At 73.3% G+C, this 26,353-nt stretch carries 26 protein-coding genes and 1 riboswitch; of the genes, 13 read left to right on the top strand and 13 right to left on the bottom strand.

Annotated elements, in window-relative coordinates; genetic code table 11:
- Positions 1-21: 21 nt before the first annotated feature.
- Positions 22-696, bottom strand: coding sequence for a hypothetical protein (locus N801_RS07180; RefSeq protein WP_035935510.1), 675 nt, complete (start codon positions 694-696; stop codon positions 22-24).
- A gap of 132 nt (positions 697-828) precedes the next feature.
- Here N801_RS07180 and N801_RS07175 point away from each other — a divergent pair, with 132 nt between their 5' ends.
- Positions 829-2,862, top strand: a complete 2,034-nt coding sequence (locus N801_RS07175) for an elongation factor G-like protein EF-G2 (RefSeq protein ID WP_035935577.1) — start codon at positions 829-831, stop codon at positions 2,860-2,862.
- Positions 2,863-2,899: 37 nt separating this feature from the next.
- Here N801_RS07175 and N801_RS07170 read toward each other — a convergent pair whose 3' ends face one another.
- A complete protein-coding gene (locus N801_RS07170) occupies positions 2,900-3,400 on the bottom strand; it encodes an aminoacyl-tRNA deacylase (RefSeq protein ID WP_035935507.1) in 501 nt (166 codons plus the stop codon).
- A gap of 149 nt (positions 3,401-3,549) precedes the next feature.
- Between N801_RS07170 and N801_RS07165 the strand changes: the two genes are divergently transcribed.
- Genes N801_RS07165 through hutI form a run of 3 tightly spaced genes read left to right on the top strand, consistent with a single transcriptional unit; the run spans position 3,550 to position 7,249 of the window.
- Positions 3,550-4,758 carry an allantoate amidohydrolase gene (locus tag N801_RS07165; RefSeq protein WP_281175679.1) on the top strand — a complete coding sequence of 403 codons (1,209 nt, stop codon included), beginning with the start codon at positions 3,550-3,552 and terminating at the stop codon, positions 4,756-4,758.
- Entirely contained in the window at positions 4,755-6,077 is a 1,323-nt protein-coding gene (locus N801_RS07160; RefSeq protein WP_035935504.1) for a formimidoylglutamate deiminase, read from the top strand. The genes N801_RS07165 and N801_RS07160 overlap by 4 nt, the downstream gene beginning before the upstream one ends.
- A complete protein-coding gene (gene hutI / locus N801_RS07155; protein ID WP_084108445.1) occupies positions 6,074-7,249 on the top strand; it encodes an imidazolonepropionase in 1,176 nt (391 codons plus the stop codon). Before N801_RS07160 ends, hutI begins: the two co-directional genes overlap by 4 nt.
- A 34-nt stretch (positions 7,250-7,283) precedes the next feature.
- Here hutI and N801_RS07150 read toward each other — a convergent pair whose 3' ends face one another.
- Complete coding sequence (locus tag N801_RS07150; protein WP_035935502.1) at positions 7,284-7,562, bottom strand: DUF4235 domain-containing protein; 279 nt, start codon at positions 7,560-7,562, stop codon at positions 7,284-7,286.
- A 93-nt stretch (positions 7,563-7,655) separates the two neighbouring features.
- Positions 7,656-7,758: riboswitch (TPP riboswitch) on the top strand.
- Positions 7,759-7,834: 76 nt separating this feature from the next.
- Between N801_RS07150 and N801_RS07145 the strand changes: the two genes are divergently transcribed.
- The 3 genes from N801_RS07145 (at position 7,835) to N801_RS07135 (ending at position 12,124) form a co-directional block, all read left to right on the top strand.
- Complete coding sequence (locus tag N801_RS07145) at positions 7,835-8,503, top strand: ECF transporter S component (RefSeq protein ID WP_052112715.1); 669 nt, start codon at positions 7,835-7,837, stop codon at positions 8,501-8,503.
- A complete protein-coding gene (locus N801_RS21745; protein WP_281175678.1) occupies positions 8,484-10,769 on the top strand; it encodes an ATP-binding cassette domain-containing protein in 2,286 nt (761 codons plus the stop codon). The genes N801_RS07145 and N801_RS21745 overlap by 20 nt, the downstream gene beginning before the upstream one ends.
- Positions 10,770-10,891: 122 nt before the next feature.
- Positions 10,892-12,124, top strand: coding sequence for an MFS transporter (locus N801_RS07135; protein WP_035935500.1), 1,233 nt, complete (start codon positions 10,892-10,894; stop codon positions 12,122-12,124).
- A gap of 27 nt (positions 12,125-12,151) precedes the next feature.
- Here N801_RS07135 and N801_RS07130 read toward each other — a convergent pair whose 3' ends face one another.
- From N801_RS07130 to N801_RS07110, 5 genes are all read right to left on the bottom strand, one after another.
- On the bottom strand, positions 12,152-13,078 hold the full coding sequence (locus N801_RS07130) for a L,D-transpeptidase family protein (protein WP_245618276.1): 927 nt from the start codon (positions 13,076-13,078) through the stop codon (positions 12,152-12,154).
- A gap of 163 nt (positions 13,079-13,241) precedes the next feature.
- On the bottom strand, positions 13,242-14,288 hold the full coding sequence (locus N801_RS07125; RefSeq protein WP_156996591.1) for a hypothetical protein: 1,047 nt from the start codon (positions 14,286-14,288) through the stop codon (positions 13,242-13,244).
- Between the two features lie 91 nt (positions 14,289-14,379).
- The gene (locus N801_RS07120; RefSeq protein WP_035935493.1) at positions 14,380-14,568 is read right to left on the bottom strand and encodes a hypothetical protein; all 189 of its coding nucleotides are present in this window, start codon (positions 14,566-14,568) and stop codon (positions 14,380-14,382) included.
- 54 nt (positions 14,569-14,622) lie between these two features.
- Positions 14,623-15,834, bottom strand: a complete 1,212-nt coding sequence (lhgD, locus tag N801_RS07115; protein WP_035935490.1) for an L-2-hydroxyglutarate dehydrogenase — start codon at positions 15,832-15,834, stop codon at positions 14,623-14,625.
- Positions 15,827-16,261: a MerR family transcriptional regulator gene (locus tag N801_RS07110; RefSeq protein WP_035935565.1), complete on the bottom strand. Its 435-nt coding sequence runs from the start codon at positions 16,259-16,261 to the stop codon at positions 15,827-15,829. Before N801_RS07110 ends, lhgD begins: the two co-directional genes overlap by 8 nt.
- A 53-nt stretch (positions 16,262-16,314) precedes the next feature.
- On the opposite strand from N801_RS07110, the gene N801_RS07105 reads away from it, so the two are divergent.
- The 3 genes from N801_RS07105 to N801_RS07095 all read left to right on the top strand — a co-directional run bounded on the left by N801_RS07105 (position 16,315) and on the right by N801_RS07095 (position 19,176).
- Positions 16,315-17,424, top strand: a complete 1,110-nt coding sequence (locus N801_RS07105) for a DNA polymerase IV (RefSeq protein ID WP_035935487.1) — start codon at positions 16,315-16,317, stop codon at positions 17,422-17,424.
- Positions 17,425-17,561: 137 nt separating this feature from the next.
- Positions 17,562-18,461, top strand: a complete 900-nt coding sequence (locus N801_RS07100; protein WP_035935484.1) for an NAD(P)/FAD-dependent oxidoreductase — start codon at positions 17,562-17,564, stop codon at positions 18,459-18,461.
- A gap of 16 nt (positions 18,462-18,477) precedes the next feature.
- Positions 18,478-19,176: an alpha/beta fold hydrolase gene (locus tag N801_RS07095; RefSeq protein WP_035935481.1), complete on the top strand. Its 699-nt coding sequence runs from the start codon at positions 18,478-18,480 to the stop codon at positions 19,174-19,176.
- Positions 19,177-19,181: 5 nt separating this feature from the next.
- Here N801_RS07095 and N801_RS07090 read toward each other — a convergent pair whose 3' ends face one another.
- Entirely contained in the window at positions 19,182-20,102 is a 921-nt protein-coding gene (locus N801_RS07090) for an alpha/beta fold hydrolase (RefSeq protein ID WP_035935479.1), read from the bottom strand.
- Between the two features lie 148 nt (positions 20,103-20,250).
- Between N801_RS07090 and N801_RS07085 the strand changes: the two genes are divergently transcribed.
- Positions 20,251-21,531, top strand: coding sequence for a hypothetical protein (locus tag N801_RS07085; protein WP_035935477.1), 1,281 nt, complete (start codon positions 20,251-20,253; stop codon positions 21,529-21,531).
- On the opposite strand, the gene N801_RS07080 is transcribed toward N801_RS07085, so the two are convergent.
- The 4 genes from N801_RS07080 to N801_RS20665 are packed head-to-tail and all read right to left on the bottom strand — an operon-like array spanning position 21,509 to position 23,577.
- Positions 21,509-22,189 carry a hypothetical protein gene (locus N801_RS07080; RefSeq protein WP_035935474.1) on the bottom strand — a complete coding sequence of 227 codons (681 nt, stop codon included), beginning with the start codon at positions 22,187-22,189 and terminating at the stop codon, positions 21,509-21,511. The two genes, N801_RS07085 and N801_RS07080, sit on opposite strands and share 23 nt — an antisense overlap.
- Entirely contained in the window at positions 22,186-22,785 is a 600-nt protein-coding gene (locus N801_RS07075; RefSeq protein WP_156996588.1) for a hypothetical protein, read from the bottom strand. Before N801_RS07075 ends, N801_RS07080 begins: the two co-directional genes overlap by 4 nt.
- Positions 22,782-23,402: a hypothetical protein gene (locus N801_RS07070; protein ID WP_035935467.1), complete on the bottom strand. Its 621-nt coding sequence runs from the start codon at positions 23,400-23,402 to the stop codon at positions 22,782-22,784. The genes N801_RS07075 and N801_RS07070 overlap by 4 nt, the downstream gene beginning before the upstream one ends.
- Positions 23,403-23,427: 25 nt before the next feature.
- Entirely contained in the window at positions 23,428-23,577 is a 150-nt protein-coding gene (locus tag N801_RS20665; RefSeq protein ID WP_156996586.1) for a hypothetical protein, read from the bottom strand.
- A gap of 176 nt (positions 23,578-23,753) precedes the next feature.
- On the opposite strand from N801_RS20665, the gene dnaK reads away from it, so the two are divergent.
- Both dnaK and grpE read left to right on the top strand, forming a co-directional pair.
- On the top strand, positions 23,754-25,652 hold the full coding sequence (gene dnaK, locus N801_RS07065; protein ID WP_035935464.1) for a molecular chaperone DnaK: 1,899 nt from the start codon (positions 23,754-23,756) through the stop codon (positions 25,650-25,652).
- Positions 25,649-26,290 (top strand): nucleotide exchange factor GrpE, encoded by a 642-nt coding sequence (gene grpE, locus N801_RS07060; protein WP_035935460.1) that lies wholly within the window; start codon positions 25,649-25,651, stop codon positions 26,288-26,290. Before dnaK ends, grpE begins: the two co-directional genes overlap by 4 nt.
- The last annotated feature ends 63 nt before the right edge of the window (positions 26,291-26,353 follow it).

The raw sequence follows: 26,353 nt of genomic DNA, 5'->3' as shown, positions 1-26,353 counted from the left end.
TGGGCGTGGCGCCGGCCGGCGTCAGCCTCGCAGGAGCGGCCACTGCCTCCACCGTGCCGAGAGGGTGCCCGCCCTCACGTCGCCCTCCGCGGACGCCGGCACCTCGCGCTCCTCCCACGTCCGACCCCAGTCGGTGCTGATGTGGAGGATCGCCGAGATCCGCCCCGAGGCGTCCGTCCGCACGCTGTAGGCGGAGATCGCACCGTCGAGCCCGTCGGCGACGACCCCGACGGCCGGCTCTTCGGGTCGGCTCATCCGGTGGCGCTGCTTCTGGCCCGAGGGCGCGATCCAGACGGCGTCGAGCCAGCTGCTCCCGCACTCGGCGACCGCGGCGACGCCCCAGAGGCCGCGGCTGCCCTTCCTGCCCCATCGCGTCGACTCCACGACCCCACCGATCCCCACCCGGCTGGGCGAGACGTTCGAGAGCCCCGCGGACCGAGGATCCGGTGCGGCGGCACCCGGGGAACAGGTCGGCCGTGGCCGGGGCGCGTCCCCCGGGGCGGCCGCGGGCGCCCGGACGGCGACCGCCGACGGCGACCCCCCGGGTCCGCCCCCGTCGGACGCCGCCAGCGGCCACCCGAACGCGACGGCGAACGCGACGACGGCACCCCAGCCGACCCGGCGTGTCGTCCGTGGGTCCGAGCCGTCGAGCCAGTCGGCGACCCGGTCACCGACCGCCTTGGGCGTTCCTCTCATCGCGGCTCCGTCGCTGCGTGTCGTGCGGTGGCGTCGTCCGACGGTACGCCTCGGCACGGCGGCCGCGGAAGCGCTCGGCCCGAGGGAACTTGCCCCTTGTGCGGCGGAGGTGAGCGGGAGCAGGGTGTGGTCATGAACCGCTCGTCAGGTGTCGGCGACGCCCCTGCCCCCACCAGCCCGCAGCAGATCCGCAACGTCGTCCTCGTCGGGCCGCCGGGTGCCGGCAAGAGCACCCTCTTCGACCACCTCGTGGCGGCCCGCGTCGAGGGACGCCGGCCAAGGGACGACGACCGCGCGTCGTCCACCGGGCTCGTCGCGGCGAGCTTCGCCAGCGGGGAGGTGGTGGTCAACCTCCTGGACACACCGGGAAACCCCGACTTCGTCGGGGAGGTCCGTGCAGGGCTGAGGGCGGCGGATGCCGCCCTCTTCGTCGTCTCGGCGGCCGACGGGGTGGACGAGTCCACGCGGATGCTGTGGCGCGAGTGCGACGCAGCCGGTATGCCGCGTGCGGTCGCGGTGACCCGTCTCGAGCACGCGCGTGCGGATTTCGACGACACCGTGGCCACCCTGCGCCGCGTCTTCGGTGACGCCCAGCCGCTCGCGCAACCCGTCCAGCCGGACGGCCCGGGCACCGCCGTCACCGGCCTCGTCGACCTGCTCGCCGAGCGGCGGGGCGACGTCGTCGAGGCGATCATCGAGGAGTCCGAGGACGACACGTTGCTTGAGCGCTACCTCGAGGGTGAGGAGGTCGACCTCGAGACCCTGCGCGAGGACCTTCACGCCGCGGTGGCGACCGGGCGCTTCTTCCCCGTTCTCCCCACCCACGCCACCAGCGGGATCGGCATCGAGGAGCTCCTCGACCTCGTCGAGCTGGGCCTGCCCTCACCGGCCGATGCCGGCCTCCCTCGCGTCTTTCGCACCAACGGAGGCGACTTCGGTCCCATCTCCTGCGATCCCGGCGGTCCGCTCGTCGCCGAGGTGGTGCGCACGACGAGCGACCCGTTCGTCGGGCGGCAGTCGCTCGTGCGGGTCTTCTCCGGAACGCTGCGTCCCGACGACCCCGTGCACGTGTCGGGGCACCTCCAGCAGTTCGCCGGCGACCGGCTCGGGGGCCACCTCGACCACGACGCCGACCTCGACCGTGTCGGGGCGCTGTCCGCGCCACTCGGCGAGGAGGCGAGGTCCAAGCCGCAGGCGATCGCGGGCGACCTCGTGCTCGTCGCCCGGCTCGCCGGTGCCGAGACGACGGACACCCTCTCGTCGACCGACCGCCCGGCGCTGGTCGAGCCGTGGGTGCTGCCCGAACCGTTGCTGCCCGTCGCGATCCGGGCGCGGAGCAAGGGGGACGAGGACAAGCTCGCCACGGTGCTCCAGACGCTCGTGTCCGAGGACGTGACGATGCGGCTCGACCTCAACCCGGAGACCCACCAGGTCGTGCTCTGGACCATGGGTCCGGCGCACGTCGCCCTGCTCACCCAGTCGCTCGAGGAGCGACACCACCTGCCCGTGGAGGCCGAGCCGCTCCGCACGGCCCTGCGTGAGACCTTCGTCCTCGCCTGCGACGCCCATGGGCGTCAGGTCAAGCAGTCCGGTGGTCACGGGCAGTACGCCGTGTGCCGGCTGCGTGTCGAGCCGCTTCCCCGCGGCGCCGGAATCGAGTTCGTCGACAAGGTGGTCGGTGGCGCCGTGCCGCGCCAGTACATCGCGTCGGTCGAGAAGGGGGTGCGCGCCCAGCTCGACAAGGGCGTCCTCGCGGGCTACCCCGCGGTCGACGTTCGGGTCACCCTGGTCGACGGCAAGTCGCACTCGGTCGACTCGTCCGACATGGCCTTCCAGACGGCCGCCGGGACCGCCCTGCGGGAGGCGGCCAACGAGAGCACGGTCGCGATGCTCGAGCCGATCGACGCCGTGGACATCGACGTCGCCGACGAGTCCGTGGGCTCGACGCTCGCGGACCTGCGCGGGCGACGCGGGCAGGTCCACGGCACCGAGCCGTCCGCCCACGAGGGCCGCACCGTCATCCACGCCGAGATCCCCGCGCTGGAGCTGTCGCGCTACCCGATCGACCTGCGCTCGGTCTCGCACGGCACGGGCACGTTCACGAGGCGGTTCGCCCGCTACGACTACCTTCCGCCTCACCTCGTCAAGGACGTCATCTCCACCTGACGCCGCGGCCCGCCCCGCCGGGTGCCGTCAGGCACGGTCAGGCGGGGTCGGTGACGTCGACGACGTCCGCGCCGAGGATCCTCACGACGTCGTCGGCGGCCACGGTCACGGAGGTGCCGTGCGCGCCCGCGCCCATCGAGATCGTGCGCCCGGGGACAGTGGCGTCGGCGATGACCGGCCACGCGGTGCTCGACCCGAACGGCGTGATCGTGCCGCGCTCGTAGCCCGTCGCCTCCTGCGCCTGGTCGGCGGGTGGCATCGACAGCCGGTTGACCCCGAGGTGGGAGCGCAGCTTCGGCCACGAGATCTCGCGGTCGCCGGGCACGAGGACGAAGACGTGGTCGCCCGGCCCCCGGCGCACGACCAGGGTCTTGACGATGTCGCGTGGCTCGATGCCGCGCTGGCGAGCCGCCTCGGCCAGCGACCGGGCCGGTTCGGTGGAGACGAGGATCCGGTGCTCGATGCCGCTGGCCTCGATCGCCTCGCGCGCCCTGCGGGCACCATCGCTCTCGTCCGCCGCCCTGCCGATGTCGGTCATCCCCCGACTGTAGGGCTGCCCCCGCCCCCGCCCCACCGGCCCGAGGGTCTCGAATCACAGACACGGATGCGACGCGGTGCCGCGCCCGCGTGCCCTCGGGGGTGTGGAATGGGGGTGGCAGGCGGGTGACGAGGGCGAAAGGGGCAGCGGTGACGTTCGACTCGATGTGGCGGGACCTCGGTGCGGTCGGCCGGGACGCGAGGTCCGGTGGCTACCGCCGCTTCGCCTGGACCCGCGAGGACCACACGCTGCGCGAGTGGTTCGTCGGCGAGGCCGAGTCCCGTGGCCTCGACGTCACCATCGACCGGGTCGGCAACCAGTGGGCCTGGTGGGGCGACCCCGACGGCGCCTCCGCAGGGGGCCGGCGCGGAGTCGTCACCGGGTCGCACCTCGACTCGGTGCCCGACGGTGGTGCCTTCGACGGCCCGCTCGGTGTCGTCTCCGCCTTCGCCGCCGTGGACGCGCTCCGGGACAAGGGCTTCGAGCCCGACCGGCCCATCGGGATCGTCAACTTCGTCGACGAGGAGGGGGCCCGCTTCGGCGTGGCCTGCGCGGGGTCGCGCGTGCTCACCGGCGCGATGACCGCCGACCGTGCGCGATCCCTCACCGACGGCGACGGCGTCACCATGGCGCAGGCCCTCGCCGCGGCCGGTCGGGACCCCGAGCAGCTCGGGCCCGACGGGGAGACGGTCCGCCGCATCGGCGCCTTCGTCGAGCTGCACGTCGAGCAGGGTCGGCACCTCGTCGACGTCGGCGCGCCCGTCGCCGTCGGCAGCGACATCTGGCCGCACGGGCGGTGGCGCATCCGGACCCTCGGCGAGGCCAACCACGCCGGCACGACCCGGCTCGAGGACCGCGACGACGCGATGCTCGGGTTCGCCGCCGCCGTCATCGCCGCACGCCGGGCCGCCGAGACCCACGGCTGCGTCGCCACCGTCGGCAAGGTCGTCGTCACGCCCGGCGGGGTCAACGCCATCGCGAGCGAGGTCACCGCGTGGCTCGACGCCCGGGGAGCGGACCAGGCGGCCGTCCGCAGGGTCGTCGACGACGTCACCGAGGTCGTCGACGACTTCGGCGGCCTCGTGGTCGAGGACTCCTGGACCGGCCCGACCCCCTTCGACCCCGCCCTGGTGCGGCGCCTCGCGACCCGGCTGGGCGGCATACCGGTCATCGGGACCGGAGCGGGCCACGACGCGGGCATGCTCGCGAACGCCGGCGTCCCCACCGCGATGCTCTTCGTCCGCAACCCCACGGGCATCTCGCACTCGCCGGAGGAGTTCGCCACGTCGCGGGACTGCCACGCCGGGGTCGACGCGCTCGTCACGGTGCTCACCGACCTCGCGGGGGCCCGCGCGTGACGACCTACTGGTGTGAGCACGCGCAGCTGCCCGACAAGGTCCACCGAGGTGTTCGCATCACCGTCGCCGACGGACGCATCAGCGAGGTCGCCACCTCGACCGCCCAGCGCGACGGCGACGTCCGGCTGCGCGGCGTCGTCCTCCCCGGCTTCGCCAACGCCCACAGCCACGCGTTCCACCGGATGCTCCGGGGGCGTACCCACAGTGACGGCGGCAACTTCTGGACCTGGCGCAAGCAGATGTACGCCGTGACGTCCCGGCTCGACCCGGACACCTACTTCGCCCTCGCGAGAGGGGTGTTCACCGAGATGCTCGCGGCCGGCTACACCGTCGTCGGGGAGTTCCACTACCTCCACCACGGTCCCGGCGGTCGCCCGTACGACGACCCCAACGCCATGGGGGAGGCGCTCATCGCAGCCGCCGAGGAGGCGGGGATCCGCCTGACGCTGCTCGACACCTGCTACCTCTCCGGCGGACTGTCCTCGTCCGGGCACCTGCCCCTCGACGAGGTCCAGGCCCGTTTCTCGGACGGGTCCGTGCAGGCCTGGGCGGAGCGCGTCGAGGCGCTGCGCGACACCGACCTCGTCCGCATCGGTGCGGCGGCGCACTCGGTGCGGGCGCTCACCCGCGACCAGCTCGCCGAGTTCGCGAAGGCCGTCGGTGACCGCCCGGTCCACGCGCACGTGAGCGAGCAGATCGGCGAGAACCTCACGACCCAGATGGTCTACGGCGCGAGCCCGGTCGAGCACCTCGCGGACACGGGGGTGCTGGGCGAGGCGTTCACCGCCGTGCACGCGACCCACCTGTCCGACCTGGACCTGGAGCTCATGGGGCGGTCCGGCGCGGGCGCCTGCTTCTGCCCGACGACCGAGCGCGACCTCGCCGACGGCATCGGCCCGGCGTGCGAGCTCGCCGTCCAGGACGTGCCGCTCAGCCTCGGCTCGGACCAGCAGGCCGTCATCGACCCGTTCGAGGAGATCCGCGGGATCGAGATGCACGAGCGCCTCAAGAGCCACGAACGCGGCCGGTTCAGCACCGCTGCGCTCCTCGAGATGGGGACGTCTGCCGGCTACGACAGCCTCGGCTGGGACGGCGGCCGGATCGTGGTCGGCGCGCTCGCCGACCTCGTCGCCGTGCGCACCGACAGCCGGCGCACGAGCGGCGTCGCCCTCGGCCAGATCATCTTCGGCGCGACGGGCGCCGACGTCACCGACGTCGTGGTCGGCGGTCGCCGGGTCGTCTCCGGCGGGGTCCACGCCCTCGGACCGGTCGACGACCTCGTCGCCGAGTCGATCCTCGCCGTACGGGCCTCCACGTGAGCGACACCTTCGGGGGCTCCACGGCATACGTCGGGATCGGCGAGCTCGTCACGTGCGACGGCACGGGTGCGGCCGGGCTGGGCCTGCGAGCGGGCGCGGCCCTCGTCGTCGAGGGTGGGCGCATCGCCTGGCTCGGCGACGCGGGCGGCGTGCCCGACGCCGACCGCCGGGTCGACCTCGATGGCCGCGCGGTCCTGCCGGGGTTCGTCGACAGCCACAGCCACCTCGTCTTCGACGGCGACCGTGCGGCGGAGTTCGCGGCGCGGATGGCGGGGGAGCGCTACGACGGCGGCGGGATCGGGGTGTCCGTGGCGGCGACCCGGGCGGCCTCGGACGACCGGCTCCGGGAGCTCGTCGGCCGCCGGGTCGCCGAGATGCGCGCGCAGGGGACGACGACCGTCGAGATCAAGGGCGGCTACGGGCTCACCGTGGCCGACGAGGCGCGCGGCCTGCGCATCGCCGGTGAGTGGACGAGCGAGACGACCTTCCTCGGCGCGCACGTCGTGCCACCGGAGGCGCGAGGCGACCGGGCGGCATACGTCGACCTCGTCACCGGTCCCATGCTCGAGGCGTGCGCGCCGCACGCGCGGTGGGCGGACGTCTTCTGCGAGCCCGGGTCCCCGCACGCCTTCACCGAGGACGAGTCCCGCGCCGTCCTCACCGCGGCGGCCGGCGCCGGTCTGGGGCTGCGCGTCCACGGCAACCAGCTCGGCCCGGGTCCCGGGGTCCGGCTCGCCGTGGAGCTCGGCGCCGCGAGCGTCGACCACTGCACCTTCCTCGACGACGCCGACGTCGACGCCCTCGTCGCTGCGGCGGACACGACCGTGGCGACGCTGCTTCCCGGGGTGGAGTTCTCGACGCGCTCGCCCTACCCGGACGCACGGCGGCTGATCGACGCCGGGGTCGCCGTGGCGCTCGCGACCGACTGCAACCCGGGCACCTGCTACTCGAGCTCGATGCCGTTCGTCATCGCCCTCGCGGTGCGCGAGATGGGGATGACCCCCGGCGAGGCCGTGTGGGCCGCGACGGCGGGCGGCGCGCGGGCGCTGAGGCGCGACGACGTCGGCCGCATCGCGGTGGGTGGACCGGCCGACCTCGTGGTGCTCGACGCCCCGAGCCACCTGCACCTCGCCTACCGGGCCGGGGTCCCCATCGCGAGCGCGCTCGGCTGAGCGCTCCGGCCGGGGCGGGTCGGGGCCGGTCGGCTCAGAGGTCGCGGTCGACGATCTCCTGCGGCTTGTGGCCGGCCGAACGGGCGTAGAACTGGGCCGCCTTGCGGGTGGCCATCGTCCGGGCCACGCCGGCCGCGAGCCCGGTGAGGGCGGCATACGCGAGCGCCTCCCAGACCGGCGAGTCCGGGTCCTTGGGGTCGAGGGCCCTGTCGCGCCCCGCCTTCTGCCAGAGCTGGTCGGCGACCTTGGTCGCGGCGATGCCGGCGGCGATGGCCGAGCCGGTTCCGAGGATCTTCCACACCATGCTGCCCATCGGTCACTCCTGGTTCGCGGGTCGTGACGGACGAGACGGGCTCGCCTGTTCACCTCGTTCCACCCTGCCACACGTGAGGAGTAGGGTGACCACGTCAAACGACAGGGGAGCGCTTCGGCGCTGAGAGTGCGGGCAACCGCAGACCCTCACACCTGATCCGGTTCGCACCGGCGTAGGGAGTCGAGTTCTCAGGTGGCCGTGCCTCATGCGAGGTGCGTGCGGTGCGGCTCACCTCCCCGAGGTATCCATCGGACGCCACGGGAGAAGACGTCATGGCAGCACACACGACCACGCCGGCGAGCGCGCCGGCCACGAACGGCCCCCGACGGGGCCGCAGCATCCTCGCCACCCGGCCGCTCATGGCCTGGCGCACCGTCGACATCCTCACGATCGCCTTCCTCGGTGCCGCCTTCGGTGTCGCCTACTGGGGCTGGGGCCAGGCCTACGAGGTGCCGTCGACCGCCCTCACGACGGTGTACCCCCCGCTCGCCGGGATCACCGCCGCGCCCTGGCTCATGGCCGGTGTGGTCGGCGGGCTCGTCGTCCGTCGACCCGGCGCGGCCCTCCTCTGCGAGGTCGTCGCCGCGCTGGTGTCGATGGTCCCCGGGACGAAGTGGGGCTTCTCGACCTTCCTCGCCGGGGTCCTCCAGGGCCTGGGAGCCGAGCTCGCGTTCGCGATCCTCGGGTATGCCGTGTACGGGCTCGGCGCCGCCGCCCTCGCGGGTGCCCTGTCGGCGCCGCTCGAGGTCGCGTACGAGTGGGTCACCTACTACCCGGACTGGGCGTGGGACCACAAGATCGCCTACCTCGCCATCATGACGGCGGCCGGCGCGGTCATCGCGGGCGGCCTCGGGTGGCTGCTGACCCGGGCCCTTGCCGCCGCGGGCGCGCTCAACGCGTTCCCGCCCGGGCAGGAGCACCGTGAGGTCCGAGCTGTCTGACCCGGCCCCGGCGGCGTCGCCCCAGCACACGGGCGGTGCCGTCGTCGTCGCCGGGCTCAGCTGGCGGCCCTACGGGCGCCGCGAGCCGGTGCTCCGCGACATCTCGCTGTCCGTCGACCCCGGGGAACGGGTCCTGCTCGTGGGGCCCAGCGGGTCCGGCAAGTCGACCCTGCTGCGCGCCCTCGCCGGCCTGCTCACGACCGCCGACGCGGGCGAGCTCACGGGGTCGGTCACCGTCGACGGGCACGAGCCCGGCACGCGGGTGGGCGAGGTCGGCCTCGTCCTCCAGGAGCCCGGCGCGGGCGTCGTCGCGGCGACCGTCGGGCGCGACGTCGCGTTCGGGCTCGAGAACACCGGCGTCGCCCGCGACCTCATGCCGGAGGTCGTCCGGCGCAGCCTCGACGCCGTCGGTCTCGACGGGCTGCCCGAGGACACCCCCACCCACGCCCTGTCCGGCGGGCAGACGCAGCGGCTGGCCCTCGCCGGCGCGCTCGCCCTGGCCCCCGCGGTTCTGCTCCTCGACGAGCCGACGGCCATGCTGGACGCCGACAACGCCGCTCAGGTCCGGACGGCGGTCGCCGGCGTCATGGGCGGAGGGCTCACGACCGTGGTCGTCGAGCACGTCCTCGGACCGTGGGTCGACCTCGTCGACCGGGTGCTCGTCCTCGACCACGACGGCCGGCTCGTCGCCGACGGACCGGTGGGGGAGGTGTTGGCCCGCGAGCGCGACCGCCTGCTCGAGATGGGCGTCTGGGTGCCCGGCGGTGCGCGCCCGTCGCCCCTGGCCGTCACGCTGGCGCCCGTCCGCGAGGACGCCGGTCTCGTCGAGGCCCCCGCGTTGCGCGTCGACCGCGAGCTGACCCTCGTCGACGGCACACGCCGCGCGGTGCCGGCGCTCGTCAGCCCGGAGCCGCTGGCCCCGGCCCCCGGCACCGTGACGGCGCTGGTCGGCGCCTCCGGGTCGGGCAAGTCGACCCTCCTGCACGCGCTGGCCGGCTTCGTCGCCCCGACAGACGGCGGGCGTGGGGTCGAGGTCGTGGGCCCCGTCGCGGCGGGCCGGCCACGCTCCCGTGGACCGGTGGGCGACCTCGGCTCCGCCGACCTCGCCCGGGTGCTCGCCTGGTCGCCCCAGTGGTCGAGCTCGACGGTCGTGGCCCGCACCGTGCTCGACGAGGTGCTGGCGACGTCCCGGGCGCTCGGCGACGACTCGACCGCCACGCTCGAGCGCGCCCGCGAGCTCCTCGCCGTCCTGGCGATCGACCACCTCGAGGGCGCCGACCCGCGCGAGCTCTCCGGTGGGGAGCAACGGCGACTCGCCCTCGTCGCCGGCCTGCTGCACCGGCCGCCCACCCTGCTCGCGGACGAGCCCACCGTGGGCCAGGACCGGCACACGTGGGCCGCGGTGGCAGGGCTGCTCGCCGCGCATTCGGCCGCCGGCGGCTCGGTCGTCGTCGCCACCCACGACCCCGGGCTGGTCGAGCACGCCGACGACGTCCGGACCCTCGTCGCACCGCCCAAGCCGCCGCCGGACCGGACGCCACGCACCCCGCTGGTCGCGCGGTGCGGACCCCTCGCCCTGTTCGCCGGGTCGGCGCTCGCCATCGTCGCCGGCGTGGCCTCGCCCGGCTGGCGCACCTCGGTGGTCGTCATCGCCACCCAGCTCCTGCTCGCCGCGGTCGGCCTCGCCGCGCCCGGGGAGGGGCCGCGGCCGCGCCGGCGGGTGCGACGGTTCCTCGTGCGGCTGGTCCCCGGACTCATCGGGGCCGTCGGCGTCGCGTGGTCGACGTGGCTGCTGGGTGGTCACGACGTCGAGCTCGCCGCCACCGGCTTCCTGCGGGTCGTCATCATCGTGCTGCCGTCCGCGGTGCTCCTCCCGTTCGTCGACCCCGACCGGCTCGGTGACCATGCGGGGCAGGTCCTGCGGCTGCCCCCGCGCCCCGTCGTCGCGGTCGCGGCGGCGCTCCAGCGGGTGCACACCTTCGGCGAGATCTGGAGGGAGATCGCCCGGGCCCGCCGGGTGCGCGGTCTCGGCGTCACCGCGAGGTCGCCCCGCCGGTTCCTCGCCCACGTCGGCGCCCTCACCTTCGGCCTGCTCGTGCGCACGCTCCGCCTCGCCGCCGACCTCGCCGTCGCGATGGACGCCCGGGGCTTCGCGACCGTCCGGCGCCGCACGTGGTTCGCCCTGGCCGCGTGGCACGTCCGCGACACCATGCTCGTCCTCGCCGCGTCCCTGCCCGCCGTCGTCGCCCTCCTCGCCCGTCCCTAACTCGCCAATTCCCCCGTTGGGCACACGGCGTGTCGGTGCCGAACGGGGGAATTGGCGAGTTGGGGACCGGCGGAAGTGAGGGTCCAGGAATGTCCGGGGTGGGCGGCATACTTGTCTGTCTCATGGCCTCCCCGACTTCCACGCGCGTCGAGCGTGTCCGCATCCCGCGCGAGATCTGGGTCCTCGTGGCCTCCGCCTTCGTCATCGCCCTCGGCTTCGGGCTCATCACGCCGGTCCTCCCGCAGTTCGCCCAGAGCTTCGGCGTCGGCGCGACGGCCAGCGCGATCGTCGTCAGCATGTTCGCGTTCTTCCGCCTCGTCTTCGCCCCCGCCGGCGGCAGCCTCATCGTCCGGCTCGGCGAGCGCCCGATCTACCTCGCCGGCCTGCTCATCGTCGCGGCGTCCACCGCGGCGACGGCGTTCGCGCAGAGCTACTGGCAGCTCCTCGTCTTCCGCGGGCTCGGCGGCATCGGCTCAGTGATGTTCACCATCTCGGCGACCGCGCTCATCGTTCGCCTCGCGCCCCCGGCGATCCGTGGACGGGTCTCCTCCGCCTACGGTTCGGCCTTCCTCATCGGCGGCATCGGCGGGCCGGCCGTCGGTGGCGCCCTGGGCGGGTTCGGGCTCCGCGTCCCGTTCCTCGCGTATGCCGCGGCGCTCGTCGTCGCCGCGGCTCTCGTCGCGATCTTCATCAGCAGCAGTGCGTTGCGCCCGCCCGCCGACGCGCCGGTGCTCCCCGTGATGACCGCGCGGGAGGGGCTGGCGGACAGCGCCTACCGCGCCGGCCTGGTGTCGGCGTTCGCCAACGGGTGGGCCAACTTCGGCGTCCGCAACGCGATCATCCCGCTCTTCGTCGCGGCCAACATCGGCAAGGAGCCGTGGCTCGCCGGTGCCGTCCTCGCGATCTACGCCGGAGGCAACGCCGTCGGGATGAACGTCGCCGGGCGACTCAGTGACCGCCTCGGGAGGCGGCCCTTCATCATCGGCGGGCTCGCCGTCGCCGGGGTCGCGACGATCGCCACCGGCTTCGCCACGACCTTCCCGGTTCTCGTCGCCCTCTCGATCATCGCCGGTCTCGGGTCCGGAGCCCTCAACCCGGCGCAGCAGGCGAGCATCGCGGACATCATCGGCCGCGACCGCAGCGGCGGACCCGCCCTGGCGGCCTTCCAGATGTCCGCCGACGCCGGCGCGATCATCGGGCCGATCCTCGCCGGCGCCCTCGTCGACTCGGGCAGCTACGCGCTGGCGTTCGGGGTGACCGGACTGCTCAGCCTGCTCGCGACCATCCCCTGGTCGCGAGCCCGCGAGACCCTGCCCCGGGAAGCCGGCGTCGCTGCGGCCTCCTCGGTGCGCTGAGCGCGCGAGCCGAGGGCGGTGCCCGGCTCAGCGCACGAGAACGGTCGAGCCCTTCGGCATGTGGTTCTGGCTCCAGATCATGTTCATGGCCGAGTTGCTCACCCGGGCGCAGCCGTGCGAGGCCGGATGGGCCGGGATCGACGGCGAGCCGTGGACGGCATACCCGCCGTTGAAGTAGCGGGGTCGCCACATCTCGCCGAGGAACCCCTCGTCGCGTCCGTCGACGACGTAGCCGACCCGGAACGTGCCCTTCGGGGTGCGGGCGGTGGCGGTGCTCCCGTCCTTGCGCTCGTACTCGTAGCCGCCGCCGGTGCTCGTGTTGAGGATGTACTTCACCTGACCGCCGCGGACGATCATGAGGATCTGCCGCTGGAGGTCGATGTCGACGCCGGAGCCGCCGAGCCGGGTCCGGGGCCGGACGCCGTCGTCGAGCGCCCGCTGGGTCCTCGGCCCGACCCTGCCGGTGCGGGAGATGCCGGCGGACTTCTGGAGCGCCCACACGGCCTGCTGGGTGAGGGCGCCGAAGTGCCCGTCGGGCTCGCCCATCCAGTAACCGAGGGCGGACAGCCGTTCCTGCAGCGCGAGGACCGCGGGGCCCCGGTCTCCGACCCGCAGGGACGCCGTGGCCGGGGGCGTGCTTGCCGACGGCTTGGGCTTCGGCTTCGAGGTGGCGGTCGGCGAAGGCTCGGGCTTCGGCGTGACGGTGACGCTCGGCTTCGGCGTCGCGCTGATGCGGGGCGTCGGCGTCGGCGTCGTGCTGGGGGCGGTGGACGCCGTGGGCAGGGTCGGCGTGATCGGGGCGGCGGTGACGACCGGCTCCGTCATGCCCTCTGGTGCTGCCGTCGTCGGGTCGCGGTCCGGCGTCCAGCTGACCCCGGCGCAGGCCCCCAGCCCGCCGGTGAGCACCGCCACCGTCCCCACGGTGACGATCCCTCGACGCATGCTGCCTGTCATGTCGCTCCCCGCGCTCTGTCGATCGCGGCCATCCTGCACCCCTGTAGACGCGGGAGCCGGGAGGCGGGTCGCGTCCGTGGCCGGATCGTGACCACACGAGAGCCGGGCCGTCACCATGATCGGTGACGGCCCGGACTCCACTGACCTCAGGTGGGCGGCGGGCTCACCAGACGAGGCTGCGCAGCCGGTCCGTGCTCGCGACGTGCAGGTTGCGGATGTTGTGGATCCGGTCGTCGGTGGCGAACTCCGCGCTGCCGCTCTCGTTGAGCAGGTAGGTGACGCCGTTCCAGCTGACGAGCTCCTGGATCATCGCCACGGACTGGAAGCAGCGGTAGGGCGCCTGGGTGAACTCCTCGCCCACGCCGTAGGTGCGCTGGACGACGTAGACGTTGCCGCGGTTGCCGCGTCCCAGGGACGTGGAGAAGACGAAGGTGTCGGCCATGACGAGCACGCCCTGCGCCTTGGTCGGGATCTCGAGCGGGCCCCAGGACTCGTCGAGCTCGAGGTCGCCGCTGGGCTTGATGGCGTAGCGGCGCATCTCCCCACGCACGTTCTCGTCGTGCCGCCCCGCATACAGGTAGCCGCCGTCGATGTCGAAGAAGCTTGCGCCGACGACCGGTGCGGTGTCGCGCCCCGGTCCCAGCTTGCGCCTCGAGGGGTTCGTGAAGGCCTCGCGGACCCGCTCGACCGAGTAGCGCAGGATCTCGGTCTGGCTCTTCTGGACGTAGACCCAGCCGTCGTGGACCTTGACGCCGCCGGTGTGGGCCCCGATCGGGAGCGTGGCGAAGCCACGCACGGTGCCGGACGTCGTCATGCCGTAGAGCCGCGAGCGGTGGCTCACCTCGTCGTCCCCTGAGGTGGCCGGGTCGTCGAAGTAGTGCATCCCGACGAGGAGCAGGTCCTCCGTGCCCGACCCGCCCTGCCAGTTCTCCCAGACGCCGAGGCCCTGCGGGGTGAAGCTGTCGAGGTAGCGGCCAGCCGGAGCACCCTTGGAGAAGAGGTCGGCGTAGGTCTGGCTGATCCTGGCTCCTCCGAACTCGGACGAGGACTCGTCCTCCTCGCAGTCGGCCGGGTATAGCGGTCCTGCGGCGTCCGCACGGCTGGTCAGGCCGGCCTCCGGCGTCGCGACGAGCGTGGCACCCGTGAGGGCCAGTGCCCCCAGGGCTCCCGCGACGACGCGGGTGCGCAACAGGCGCGTGGTTCTGGACATGGTGGTGCTCCCCTCCCCGGGCCGCCTGGTTGCGACCGCTGGGTGGAACCTAGGGGCAGCGACGGCAAGGGGCAATGGGGAGGTCTCACCGTCACGCCAGGCCGAGGGCGAGCAGGGCGGCCGAGACGGCGGCGACGGCGCAGACCGGGCTGCGGGCGGCATACGGCCACGCGTCCACCCGCAGACCTGCGCGTCGGCAGCGGTCCCGCCAGAGCAGCGTCGCGAGCGAGCCCCGCAGCGTGACGATCGAGCCGACGTTGACCCCGACGAGCAGGGCCATGAGGCGGGTGGGCGAGCCGTCCGAAACCGGCTCGAGCCAGCAGCTCCCGGACGGTCATCCAGCCGGGGCCGCGAGGTCGGCGACGTGGGCCGCGATCGGGAAGGCGGACGTGGCCGCGGGGGAGGGTGCGTTGCAGACGTGGACGGTGCGCGCCGTCCGGCGGACGAGGAAGTCGTGGACGAGCGTGCCGTCGCGCAGCACGGCCTGGGCCCGTATGCCGGCCGGCTCGGGGAGGAGGTCGTCGACCGTGAGCTCGGGGCAGTAGCGCTGCACCAGCCGCAGGTAGCCGCGGCGCCGCCACGAGTCGCGTTGCTCCTCCAGGCCGGTGCGCCAGTGCCGCCGGGCCACGCTCCACATGCCGGGGAACCGGGCGTAGGCGGCGACGTCGCGCAGGTCGACCGACCCCTTGCGGTAGCCCTCGCGGCTGAAGCCGAGCACCGCGTTGGGACCGACCGTGATCCCGCCGTCGACCGTCCGGGTGAGGTGGACCCCGAGGAAGGGCAGGTCGGGGTCGGGCACCGGGTAGATGAGCGCGTCGACGAGGCCGGCCCGCGACGCGGGCAGGCGGTGGTACTCGCCCCGGAACGGCACGATCTGGAAGGAGTCGGCTCCGGTGTTGAGTCCGGACATCGCCGCGAGCCGGTCGGCCTGGAGCCCACCGCAGACGACGACCCGCCGCGCCGACTCGGTGGTGCGCCAGCCGTGCTCGTCGAGGGTGAGGGTCACCGCGTCGGTGGTCTCCTCGATGCCGACCACGGCGACGGAGGTGCGGACCGACCCGCCGGTCGCCACGACGTCGGCGGCGAGCGCCCGGCACACGGCGACGTAGTCGGTGATCCCGGTCGCGTGGACGTGCAGCGCGCCCAGGCCCGTCACGTGAGGCTCGCGGTCGCGGAGCTCGCCGGCGCCGAGCCGGGTGACGCTCAGCCCGTTCGCGCGGGCGCGGTCGGTGAGGTCGGCCAGGCGCCCGACCTCGACGTCGTTCGTGGCCACGACGAGCTTGCCGGTGTCGACGACGGGGATGTGCTTCTCGGCGCAGTACTCGCGCGTCCGCGCGGCGCCCTCCGTGCAGAACCTCGCCTTGAGGCTTCCCGGCGCGTAGTAGACGCCGGCGTGGATCACGCCGCTGTTGTGCCCGGTCTGGTGGCGTGCGACCTCGCTCTCCTTCTCGACGACGAGGACGTCCGCTCCCGGTCGCCGCCGCAGGATCTCGTGCGCGGTCGCCAGGCCGACGATCCCCCCGCCCACGACGACGACGTCACGCATGGGCGCGACCGAGCAGCGCGGGATGGGTCCGACCCTCCACGAGGTCCTCCACGGCGGCGACGAAACGTGGGCACGCCGTGATGTCGTGGGCCCGGCAGCGCAGGGCGTGCTCGGTCATCTCGCGCGAGCGCTCCAGGGCGAGCATCCGCTCGTCGAGGTCGCGCAGGTGGCCCTCGAGCACCTCGTGGCGGTCCTTCGCCTCGGCGTCGAGCAGCACCCGGATCTGCTCCAGGCTCATCCCGGCGAGCTTGTTGCGCTGGATGATCGCGATGCGCACGAGGTCGTCGTGCCCGTAGCGCCGGTACCCCGACGCGTCGCGTCGCGGCTCGAGCAGCCCGATCGACTCCCAGTGGCGCAGGACGTGCGTGGGCAGGTCGAAGCGGCTCGCGAGGTCGCTGATGGTCCAGTTCTCCGTGGTCGCCTTCATGTCCACCTGAACGTACCCCTCCTGCGGTCGCCCACGCACGGCACACTGGCGTCATGGCCCGCTGGGTGCTCCACGTCGACCTCGACCAGTTCATCGCGGCCGTCGAGATCCTGCGCCGGCCCGAGCTGGCGGGGCTGCCCGTGGTCGTCGGGGGGCGGGGCGACCCGACCGAGCGGGCGGTGGTCTCGACCGCGTCCTACGAGGCCCGCGCGTTCGGCGTCCACTCGGGCATGCCGCTCAAGCTCGCGGTCCGCAAGTGCCCCGAGGCGGTGTTCCTGCCGGTGGACGGTCCGGCCTACGACGAGGCGTCGGCGGTGGTGATGGAGGCAGTGCGGGCGCACCCTGGGGCCGTGGTCCAGGTCCTGGGGTGGGACGAGGCCTTCGTCGGCATCGAGACCCCCGGCCCGGACGTGGCCGAGGCGGTGGCCCACGCCGAGGCGATCCGCGCCGAGGTGCTCGAGGCGTCGCTGCTCCACTGCTCGGTCGGGGTCGGTGACACCACGGTGCGCGCCAAGATCGCCACCGACTTCGGCAAGCCCCGCGGCACGTTCGTGCTCACCCGGGAGAACTGGTTCGAGGTCATGGGCGAGCGGCCCACGACCGCGCTCTGGGGCGTGGGCACCCGGATCGCCGCCCGGCTCGCGGCCCACGGCTACGACACGGTCCGACAGCTCGCCGACGCCTCCGACGACGTGCTCGCCGCCGAGTTCGGTCCGCGGATGGGGCCGCACTACGGACGGCTGGGTCGGGGGCTGGGCGCGACGCGCATCGACGACACCCCGTGGGTCGCCAGGGCCCACGGGCGCGAGACGACCTACCAGAGCAACCTCACCGACGAAGGAGAGATCGCGGCCGCCATCGGCTCGCTCTCCGCCCAGGTCGTCGAGGACATCCGGCGGGAGGGCAGGGCCTGCGCCCGGGTGCACCTCAAGGTGCGCTTCGCCCCCTTCTTCACCACCACGCGCATCCGCAAGCTCGCCGAGCCGACGTGGGACGCGGCCGACATCGCGGCCACCGCGCTCGAGCTGCTCCGCGACCTCGGGGACGACCGGCCGATCCGGCTGCTCGGGGTCCGCGCCGAGATGGTCCCGCCCGTCGGTGGCTACGAGCCGCCGCGCACCACCGGTCGAGGCGGCCCGGCAGCCTCCCCACCCCGGGACTAACTCGCCAATTCCTCCCCTCCGGTACGCGACACACACGGCGTGTCCGGACCTCCGGGGAGGAATTGGCGAGTTGTGCACGAGCCGGAGGCGTCGGAGGGGCTTGCCTTCAGGTCGACCTGAAGGTTCATCCTCGGATCATGACGACCTCTCGCCACACCGACATCGCCGTCATCGGCGGCGGCCCCGCCGGCCTCCAGGCGGCTCTCACGGCCGGGCGCGTCCGCCGGCAGGTCACCGTCTTCGACGACGGCACCTACCGCAACGCGACCGTCAGCCACATGCACAACGTCCTCACCCACGACGGGACCCCACCCGCGGACTTCCGCGCGGCAGCGCGACGCGAGCTCACGGCATACGACACCGTCACGGTCCGCGAGGAGCGCGTCGTGACGGTCGAGCGCGACGGCGACGGCTTCCGGCTCACCCTCGCCGGTGGTGACGTGATGACCGCGTATGCCGTCGTGCTGGCCACCGGGGTCCGCGACGAGCTGCCGCCCGTCCCCGGCCTCCAGGAGGTGTGGGGGGACCTCGCCGCGCAGTGCCCGTTCTGCCACGGCTTCGAGTTCACCGACCGCAGGATCGGCGTCGTCGGGACGGCGGCCGCCGGCCACCTCACGGCGCTCCTCGCGCCGGTCGCGAGCGAGCTCGTCGTCTTCGAGGAGGGACAGGAGACGCCCGACGGCGTCACGCTCACGGTGCCTGTGGTCACCGCGCGGATGACGGCCGTCGAGCGTGCGGGGGACGGGCTGCGGGTGCGCCTCGACGACGGCTCGACCGAGGACGTCGCGGTGCTCTTCGTCGTGCCGACGCTGCACCAGTCGGCGCCGTTCGCGCAGCAGCTGGGTCTCGAGCTCAACCCGTCGGGGGCGGTGCGCATCGACGAGTTCGGGCGGACGAGCCTCGCCGGTGTCACGGCGGCCGGCGACCTCGCGCACCTGGCCGCGTTCCCGATGCCGATGGCCTCGGTCGTGCAGGCCTTGGCGGCCGGCCAGATCGCCGCGAGCTCGGCGATCGCCCGGCTCCTTGCTCGGGGCTGACGCGCACACTGGTGCCATGCCCAGCAGCCGGCGCCTCGAGTGCGGGGCGGTCGCGCTCCAGGTGCGCACGTGGTCGTGCGAGCAACCCGTGCACCCTCCGGTGGTGCTCCTCCCCGGCACGGGGCTCACGGCGAGCGACTGGGACGTCGTCGCCGCGGCCCTCGCCCGGGACCGGGTCGTGCACGCCGTGGACCTGCGTGGCCACGGGTCCAGCGACCGCCCGGGTCGCTACTCGATCGAGCTCATGGCCCGCGACGTCACGCTGCTCCTGCCGCAGCTCGGCTCCCGTCTCGACCTCGTCGGCCACTCGCTCGGCGGGCTGGTCGCGTGCCTCGTCGCGTCATCGGCGCGGGAGGTGAGGCGGCTCGTCCTCGAGGACGTCGGCCTCATGCGCCCTCGCACGCCGACGACGCCCGAGCGCTCGAACGGGACGCTGCACTCCGACTGGGCCGTGGTGGAGCAGGTGCGTCCCGAGATCGACACGCCGTCGCCGGAGTGGCCCGCCGTGCTGGGCGCGCTCCGCCTGCCCGTCCTCGCGGTCAGCGGTGGTCCCTCGAGCTTCGTCCCGCCGCTGTGGGTGGAGGACCTCGTCGCCACGGTGCAGGACGGCGCCATGGTGACGGTCGACGCGGGCCACGAGGTCCATGCGAACCGACCGGCCGAGTTCCTGGACGCCGTCCGAGCCTTCCTCACCGTGGACGACTCGACAGCCTGACCCCGTCAGTCGCCGACCTCGCCGACCTCGCCGACCTCGCCCATCTCGCCGAGGAAGCGGAGGATCTCGGCGGTGACGACGTCCGGCTGTTCGAGGTGGGGCCAGTGGCCGGCGTCCTCGATGACGACGAGCCGGCCGTCGTCGCACCGACCGAGGCTCTCCCGGGCGACGTGCTGCTCGAGGAAGTCGTCGTGCTCGCCCCAGAGGACGAGCGTGGGACGGGGGTTGCGGCCGGGTGACCACCCCGGCCACCTCAGGCGCAGGGCCCGGTAGTAGTTGAGCATCGCGGTCAGGGAGCCGGGCTGCGACCAGGCCGCGGCATAGCGGTCCAGCGCGCCCGGCTCGAAGGTGCCCTCGCGTGCGGATCGCCGCATCGCGTTCCGCAGGCCCGTGAACCCGAACGCCCGCAACGCGGCCTCCGGCAGCCAGGGCAGCTGGAAGAAGCCCGCATACGCAGTGCGCAGCCCCTGGGTCGGGTGTCGCAGGACCTGCCGGAGCATCGTGTCGGGGTGCGCCCCGTCGAGGACGACGAGGCGGTCGAGCCGTTCGGGGTGGCGGGCCGCGAACTCCCAGGCGATGACCGCTCCCCAGTCGTGACCGACGAGGTCGATGCGCTCCGCGCCGAAGGCGTCTCCGAGCCCGACGACGTCGCGGGCGAGGACGTCGAGGCGGTAGGCCCCGACGTCCTGGGGCGCGGAGCTGGTGTTGTAGCCACGCAGGTCGGGCACCACGACGTGGTGACCCGCGTCGGCGAGCGGCGCGATCTGGTGCCGCCAGCCCCACCAGAACTCCGGGAAGCCGTGGAGCAGGACCACGAGCGGGCCGCCCTCGTGCCCGGCTTCGACCACGTGCAGGTCGACCCCGTTGATGCGTCGCACGCCCTCGCGCCACCCGTGCTCGACGAGCAGGCCCTCAAACGACGGCATGGTGGTGTTCCCTTCGTGACGGGGGGCTCCCGATCTCGGCCCCACCCGGTGGTACCCCGGGTCTCGGCCGGTGACTCGATATGCTCGCGCACGACATGCGCGACGACCGCGCGGGGGGACGAGGCGCGGGGCACCGGTGGACGACGCAATGCGGGTCAGGGACATCCCCGCGGTCCTGGTGTCGGCGCTGCGGATCCTGCGCGTCCACTGGGCGCCGTTCGTCGTCATCGCGTGCCTCGGCCTGGCGGTGCGCAGCGGGGCGGTCTGGCTCGCCGTGGTCGTGAGCGACCACAACGCGTTCGTCGCCCAGCTCATCCTCGTCGTCGCACCGCTGGGCTTCCTCCTCGCGATGATCGCGATGCTCTGGATGACGCGTGGGGCGCTGCCGCACGTCGCCGAGCTGTCCCGCCGGGAGGGCCGGCAGGCGACCACCGAGAAGCGCGAGCTGCGCCTCGTCGACGTCGCGGTCAGCGTGCTCGTTCCGTTCCTCGCCGTCTACGTGTCCTACGGGCTGCTCAAGGAGGACCTCTACCGGTTCACCAACGAGGCGGCCTACGACGAGCGCAACCAGCTCAGCCTCGGGGGGGCGCCGGACGTGGACTTCGCCGGACGGCTCGCGATCTACGACTGGCAGGTCGTCCTCGCCATCGTCGCGATCGCCTGGGTCCTGCGCTACGCCCTGGGGAAGGTCGAGAGCGTCAGCCGCTTCCTGTGGCTCGCCTTCGTGGGGGCGCTCGTCGAGGTCTACTACACCTCGCAGGTCGCCCAGAAGGTCACCGCCGTCCGCGAGGCCGGGCTCGCCTGGGTCGAGGACCGTCGGGCGGCGCAGCTCGTGCTCGACCGCTACGACCGGGTCCTTGACACCCTCGGTCCCCTGGCCAACCCGGTGGACACCGTGACGACGTGGCTCTTCGGGCTGTTGGGGGCCGTCGACGCCGTCGTCGTGGTCCCGCTCGCGTGGATCACCGTCGGCGCGGTCGTCCTCGGCCACCAGCTGTCCGCACCGGCGAGCCCCGCGGCCCGTCCCGACCCGCGCTGGGAGCGCATCCCCGCGCCCGTCCGACGCTTCGGTGGGGGGCTCGTCGCCGACGTGCGCGAGCGCTGGTCGGCGTTCTGGAACGGCCTGCGGATGATGGCGAGCGCCGGGCTGCTGCCGATGCTGACCTTCTGCCTGGTCTTCCTCGTGGTCATCCGCCTCCCGTGGCTCGTCGGTCAGCTGCTCCGCCGGGCCATCGGTCCGGTCCAGACCGACACCTGGCTGGCCTTCTCGCCGATGGAGAAGTCGGTCGGGCTCGCGATCACGATGGTCCTCACGGCCGCCCTGCTCGCGGCGGCCATCGACTGGCTCCTCGGGCCGAGGCTGGGGCCGGCTCCCACCGACGGTGAGGCGCCCGCCGCGCGAGGGGTCAGCGCGGAAGCCGGAGCGTGACGTAGTCCGGGTCCTCGAACGAGATCCGCAGCTCGACGAAGGTCGCGTTCTCCGGCACCGCGATGGCCGGAGAGACCGACCACTCGCGCGGCCGTGGCTGCTCCCCCTCGGGGAGCCGACCACGCACCTCCGACTCGATGATCGGCAGGCCGGGTCCGGGGGTCTCCTCCGGCACGCACACGCGGGTCTTCGGCCCGATGCCGTCGTGGACGTGGCCCACCCGGTACTGCCGGCCCTCGTCGTCGACGAGCGTCAGGGCGCAGTTCTTGAGCGACTGGCCCGGGTCGGCGCGGAAGTCGAGCCGCACCGTCCTCGCCACCATGCCGTCAGCGAGACGGAACTCGTCGAACCGGGCGACGTATGCCGGGTCCGCACCTCCCAGCCCGGCGAGCCTCACCGAGTAGCGGCGGGTGAGGTCGCCGTGGGCATCGGAGGTCTGCTCGGCGACGGCGACCCACTCCTCGGCCTCGCCGTCGGCGATCTCGTGGTGCTGACCGGACTCCCACCAGAACACCGGGACGCGGTAGCCGCTCGCGGCCAGCATCGTCACGATGGCGACGGGCACGGCGACGATCCACCACCGGCTCGGACGCCGCGGGACGGTGGCCGTGCCGTCCTCGGCGACGGGCTCGCGCACGTCGGGTGGGGTCGCGCTCATCGCCGGGCCTCCCCGGGGGGCACGGGGCCGCTCTCCCTGACGTCGAGGGGCTCCTGCTGGGCCCACAGGTCGTCGACCTCGGATCCCGCGATGCCGAGGTCGACGTCGGCGACCGCGTCGCGGCGGAACTCCGACTCGTGCGAGGTCCAGGCACCGCGCGTCGCGACGAGGCGGGCGCCCCCGAGGGCCCTGCGGGGCACGTCGAAGCAGAAGCTCGCGTAGTGGCGGACCCCGGTTGAGAGGCTGGCGCTCGAGGCGCACTCGCTCCCGCGCGTCGAGGCGATCCACCGGTGGTCCTGAGCGTCGACGAGGAAGAACCCCGACATGAGCGTGGGCCGGGTCCGTGCCAACAGCTCGGTGTCAACCACGAGCCAGCGCCCACCCGAGGCGGAGGCGGGGTTGCCCATGACGGTCGGCGTCACGTGGACCGCGGTGACGGTGACCTCGGCGTAGTCGAGGACGACGGGTCGGCCGACCTCCCCCGTGGAGACGAACGGGCGGTCGGCCGAGTCGCCCAGCGGGACGTGGTCGTTGATGAGCCGGCCGAGCCCCATGGCGGCGATGACGAGGGCGGCCGAGGCGACGGTTCGCCTCATGTGCGCCGCACCAGCGGGAGCGAGCCCTGCCACTCGACCTCGTCGCGTCCGACCCAGGCGTCCGGGTCCAGGGTCTGCCGGTCCTCCTCGCGGAACTCCACGAGGTTGGTCCTCACCGTCACGACGTCTCCCTGCCACGGACCGGACGTCGTGAACGTCAGGGCCAGGCGGTAGGTGAGACCCGGGTTGAAGCCCGACATCCGCGACGAGTCCTCGACGAAGTAGAGGCTGGGCCGGCCCTCGACCTCGACCCCGCCGCCGGCGACCGTGACGTGGTTCGTGAGGGTCACGGCGTACTCGGGTCGGTCGCCCGTGAGCGTGACATGGGCGTCGAGGACGAGGACGCGCTCCGACGGCTGGGGCGTGACGGCCGGGGCGAGGTCGGGGAGCTCGACGACCTGGTCAATGACCATCTCGTACGGCCCGACCTGGATCGGCTGGCCGAGCCGCAGGGTCCCCGGTGGGGGCTCGGGTACCGCGGCCAGTCCGCCGAAGGGCGCGCTCGCGAGAAGCGCAGCGGCCACGCCGGCCCCCGCCTTCTGCGTCGTCGGGCGTCCGGAGACGTAGGTGCGCGCGCGTCGGAGGACCCCACGCCCCAACGCCACGTTCTCCCCCATGCCACGGAGTGTAGGGACCTCCCCGTCAGCCGGCGCGCAGACGCTCGCGCTCGGCGCGCAGCGCCCGAAGGCGCGCCCAGTACGCCTCGCGGGCCGTCTCGTCACCGCGCGCCCCGGCTGGGCGGGTGGCGGCGCCGACGACCCGCAGGTGCCTCGTGGTGCTCTGCTCTGCCATGTCGAGAACGGTAGGACCGTCCACCGACACCCCGTCGAGTCGCGGGGAACAACGGCGGCGCGGCAAGAGTTGAGTCAGGTGAACGCAAGTTTGGACGCCCGGATTTGCCATCCGGCACACGGGCTCCTAACTTGAGTGACAGCAACTCAACTCAAGCTCTACGCAAGGAGACACCCATGGCCCGTGCAGTCGGTATCGACCTCGGAACCACCAACTCCGCCGTCGCCGTCCTCGAGGGTGGCGAGCCCACGATCATCGCGAACGCCGAGGGCGGGCGCACCACCCCGTCGGTCGTCGCCTTCACCAAGGGCGGTGAGGTCCTCGTCGGCGAGATCGCCAAGCGTCAGGCCGTGACCAACTCCGACCGCACCCTGCGCTCCGTCAAGCGCCACATGGGCACCGACTGGAGCAGCCCGGACATCGACGGCAAGAAGTACACCGCCCAGGAGATCAGCGCCCGCACGCTGCAGAAGCTCAAGCGCGACGCGGAGTCCTACCTCGGCGAGCCCGTCACCGACGCCGTCATCACCGTCCCCGCCTACTTCGACGACGCCGAGCGTCAGGCCACCAAGGAGGCCGGCGAGATCGCGGGCCTCAACGTCCTGCGGATCGTCAACGAGCCCACCGCCGCCGCCCTCGCCTACGGCCTCGACAAGGGCAAGGAGGACGAGCTCATCCTCGTCTTCGACCTCGGCGGTGGCACCTTCGACGTCTCGCTCCTCGAGGTCGGCAAGGACCCCGAGGACGGCTTCTCGACGATCCAGGTCCGCGCGACGAGCGGTGACAACCAGCTCGGTGGCGACGACTGGGACGACCGCATCGTCCAGCACCTCCTCACCACGGTGAAGAACACCACCGGCGTCGACCTGTCCAAGGACAAGATCGCCATGCAGCGCCTGCGTGACGCCGCCGAGCAGGCCAAGAAGGAGCTCTCGTCCGCGAGCAGCACCAACCTCTCGCTCCAGTACCTCTCGATGAGCGAGAACGGCCCGATCCACCTCGACGAGAACCTCACGCGCGCCCAGTTCGAGCAGATGACCAAGGACCTGCTGGACCGGACCAAGCAGCCGTTCCACAACGTCATCAAGGACGCCGGCATCAACCTCGCCGACATCGACCACGTCGTGCTCGTCGGCGGCTCCACCCGGATGCCGTCCGTGACGGCTCTCGTCAAGGAGCTCACCGGAGGCAAGGAGCCCAACAAGGGCGTCAACCCCGACGAGGTCGTGGCGCTGGGCGCCGCCCTGCAGGCCGGAGTCCTCAAGGGGGAGCGCAAGGACGTCCTCCTCATCGACGTCACCCCCCTCAGCCTCGGCATCGAGACCAAGGGCGGGCTGTTCACCAAGCTCATCGAGCGCAACACGGCGATCCCCACCAAGCGCTCCGAGGTGTTCTCGACCGCCGAGGACAACCAGCCGAGCGTGCTCATCCAGGTCTTCCAGGGCGAGCGTGAGATCGCGCAGCAGAACAAGGCGCTCGGCACCTTCGAGCTCTCCGGCATCGCCCCCGCCCCGCGCGGCGTCCCGCAGGTCGAGGTCACCTTCGACATCGACGCCAACGGCATCGTCCACGTGACGGCCAAGGACCGCGGCACCGGCAAGGAGCAGAAGATCACCATCTCGGGCGGCAGCGCGCTGTCCAAGGAGGAGATCGAGCGCATGGTCAAGGACGCCGAGGCCCACGCCGAGGAGGACCGCCAGCGTCGCGAGGAGACCGAGACCCGCAACCTCGCCGAGTCGCTCGTCTTCTCGACCGAGAAGTTCCTCAGCGAGTCCGGCGACAAGCTCACCGACGACCAGCGCAAGCCGGTCGACGAGGCCCTCGCGGACCTCAAGGAGGCCATCAAGCCGGAGGCCACGACCTCGGTCGAGGACATGAAGGCCAAGATCGACACGCTCAACGACGAGTCGCAGAAGATGGGCGCCGCGATGTACGCCGCCGCGGCTGCGCAGGGCGAGTCGGCCGAGGGCGACGGCGCCCCCGGGGACGGCTCCGCGCCGACCGGCGACGCCGGCTCGTCCGACGACGACGTCGTCGACGCCGAGGTCGTCGAGGACGACGAGGAGAAGAAGTGACCGACTCCTTCCGCCAGGGCGACCCACCCGGCGACACCGAGCCGCGCGAGGACGAGATCCTCGACGGCGAGGTCGTCGACGACGCGGCCGAGCAGGGCGACGACGACTCGATCAACACCGAGTCCGTCAACGACGGTGAGGAGGTGGCTCCGGATCGGGCCGGGGCCACCGCCCCCGCGTCCGCGGAGCACCCCGACACCGCCCTCGCGGCCCAGCGCCTCGACGACCTGCAACGCCTCAACGCGGAGTACGTCAACTACAAGCGTCGGGTCGACCGCGACCGCGCCAGCGTCCAGGAGCGTGCAGTGCGCGACGTCCTCGAGTCGGTGCTCCCGGTCCTCGACGACATCCAGCTGGCCCGTGAGCACGGTGACCTCACCGACGGGCCGTTCGCGGCGATCGCCGACAAGCTCGAGGCCAGCCTCGGCAAGTTCGGCCTCGTCCGTTTCGGCGCCGTGGGCGAGGTCTTCGACCCCATGCACCACGAGGCCCTCATGCACGCCGCATGGGACGCCTCCAACCCGGAGCTGCCGACCGACGCCAGCACGACCACCGTCGTCCAGGTGCTCCAGCCGGGGTACCGCAGTGGCGACCAGGTCCTCCGACCCGCACGGGTGGCCGTCGCCGACCCTGAATGACCTGCCGGGAACGGGCGGTGACGCCCACCGTCGTTGTCCCGCAGCGGCATACGATGACTGAGA

The sequence above is a fragment of the Knoellia aerolata DSM 18566 genome, from assembly GCF_000768695.1.
GTDB classification, from domain to species: domain Bacteria; phylum Actinomycetota; class Actinomycetes; order Actinomycetales; family Dermatophilaceae; genus Knoellia; species Knoellia aerolata.
This window is presented reverse-complemented; position numbering and strand designations above follow the sequence as displayed.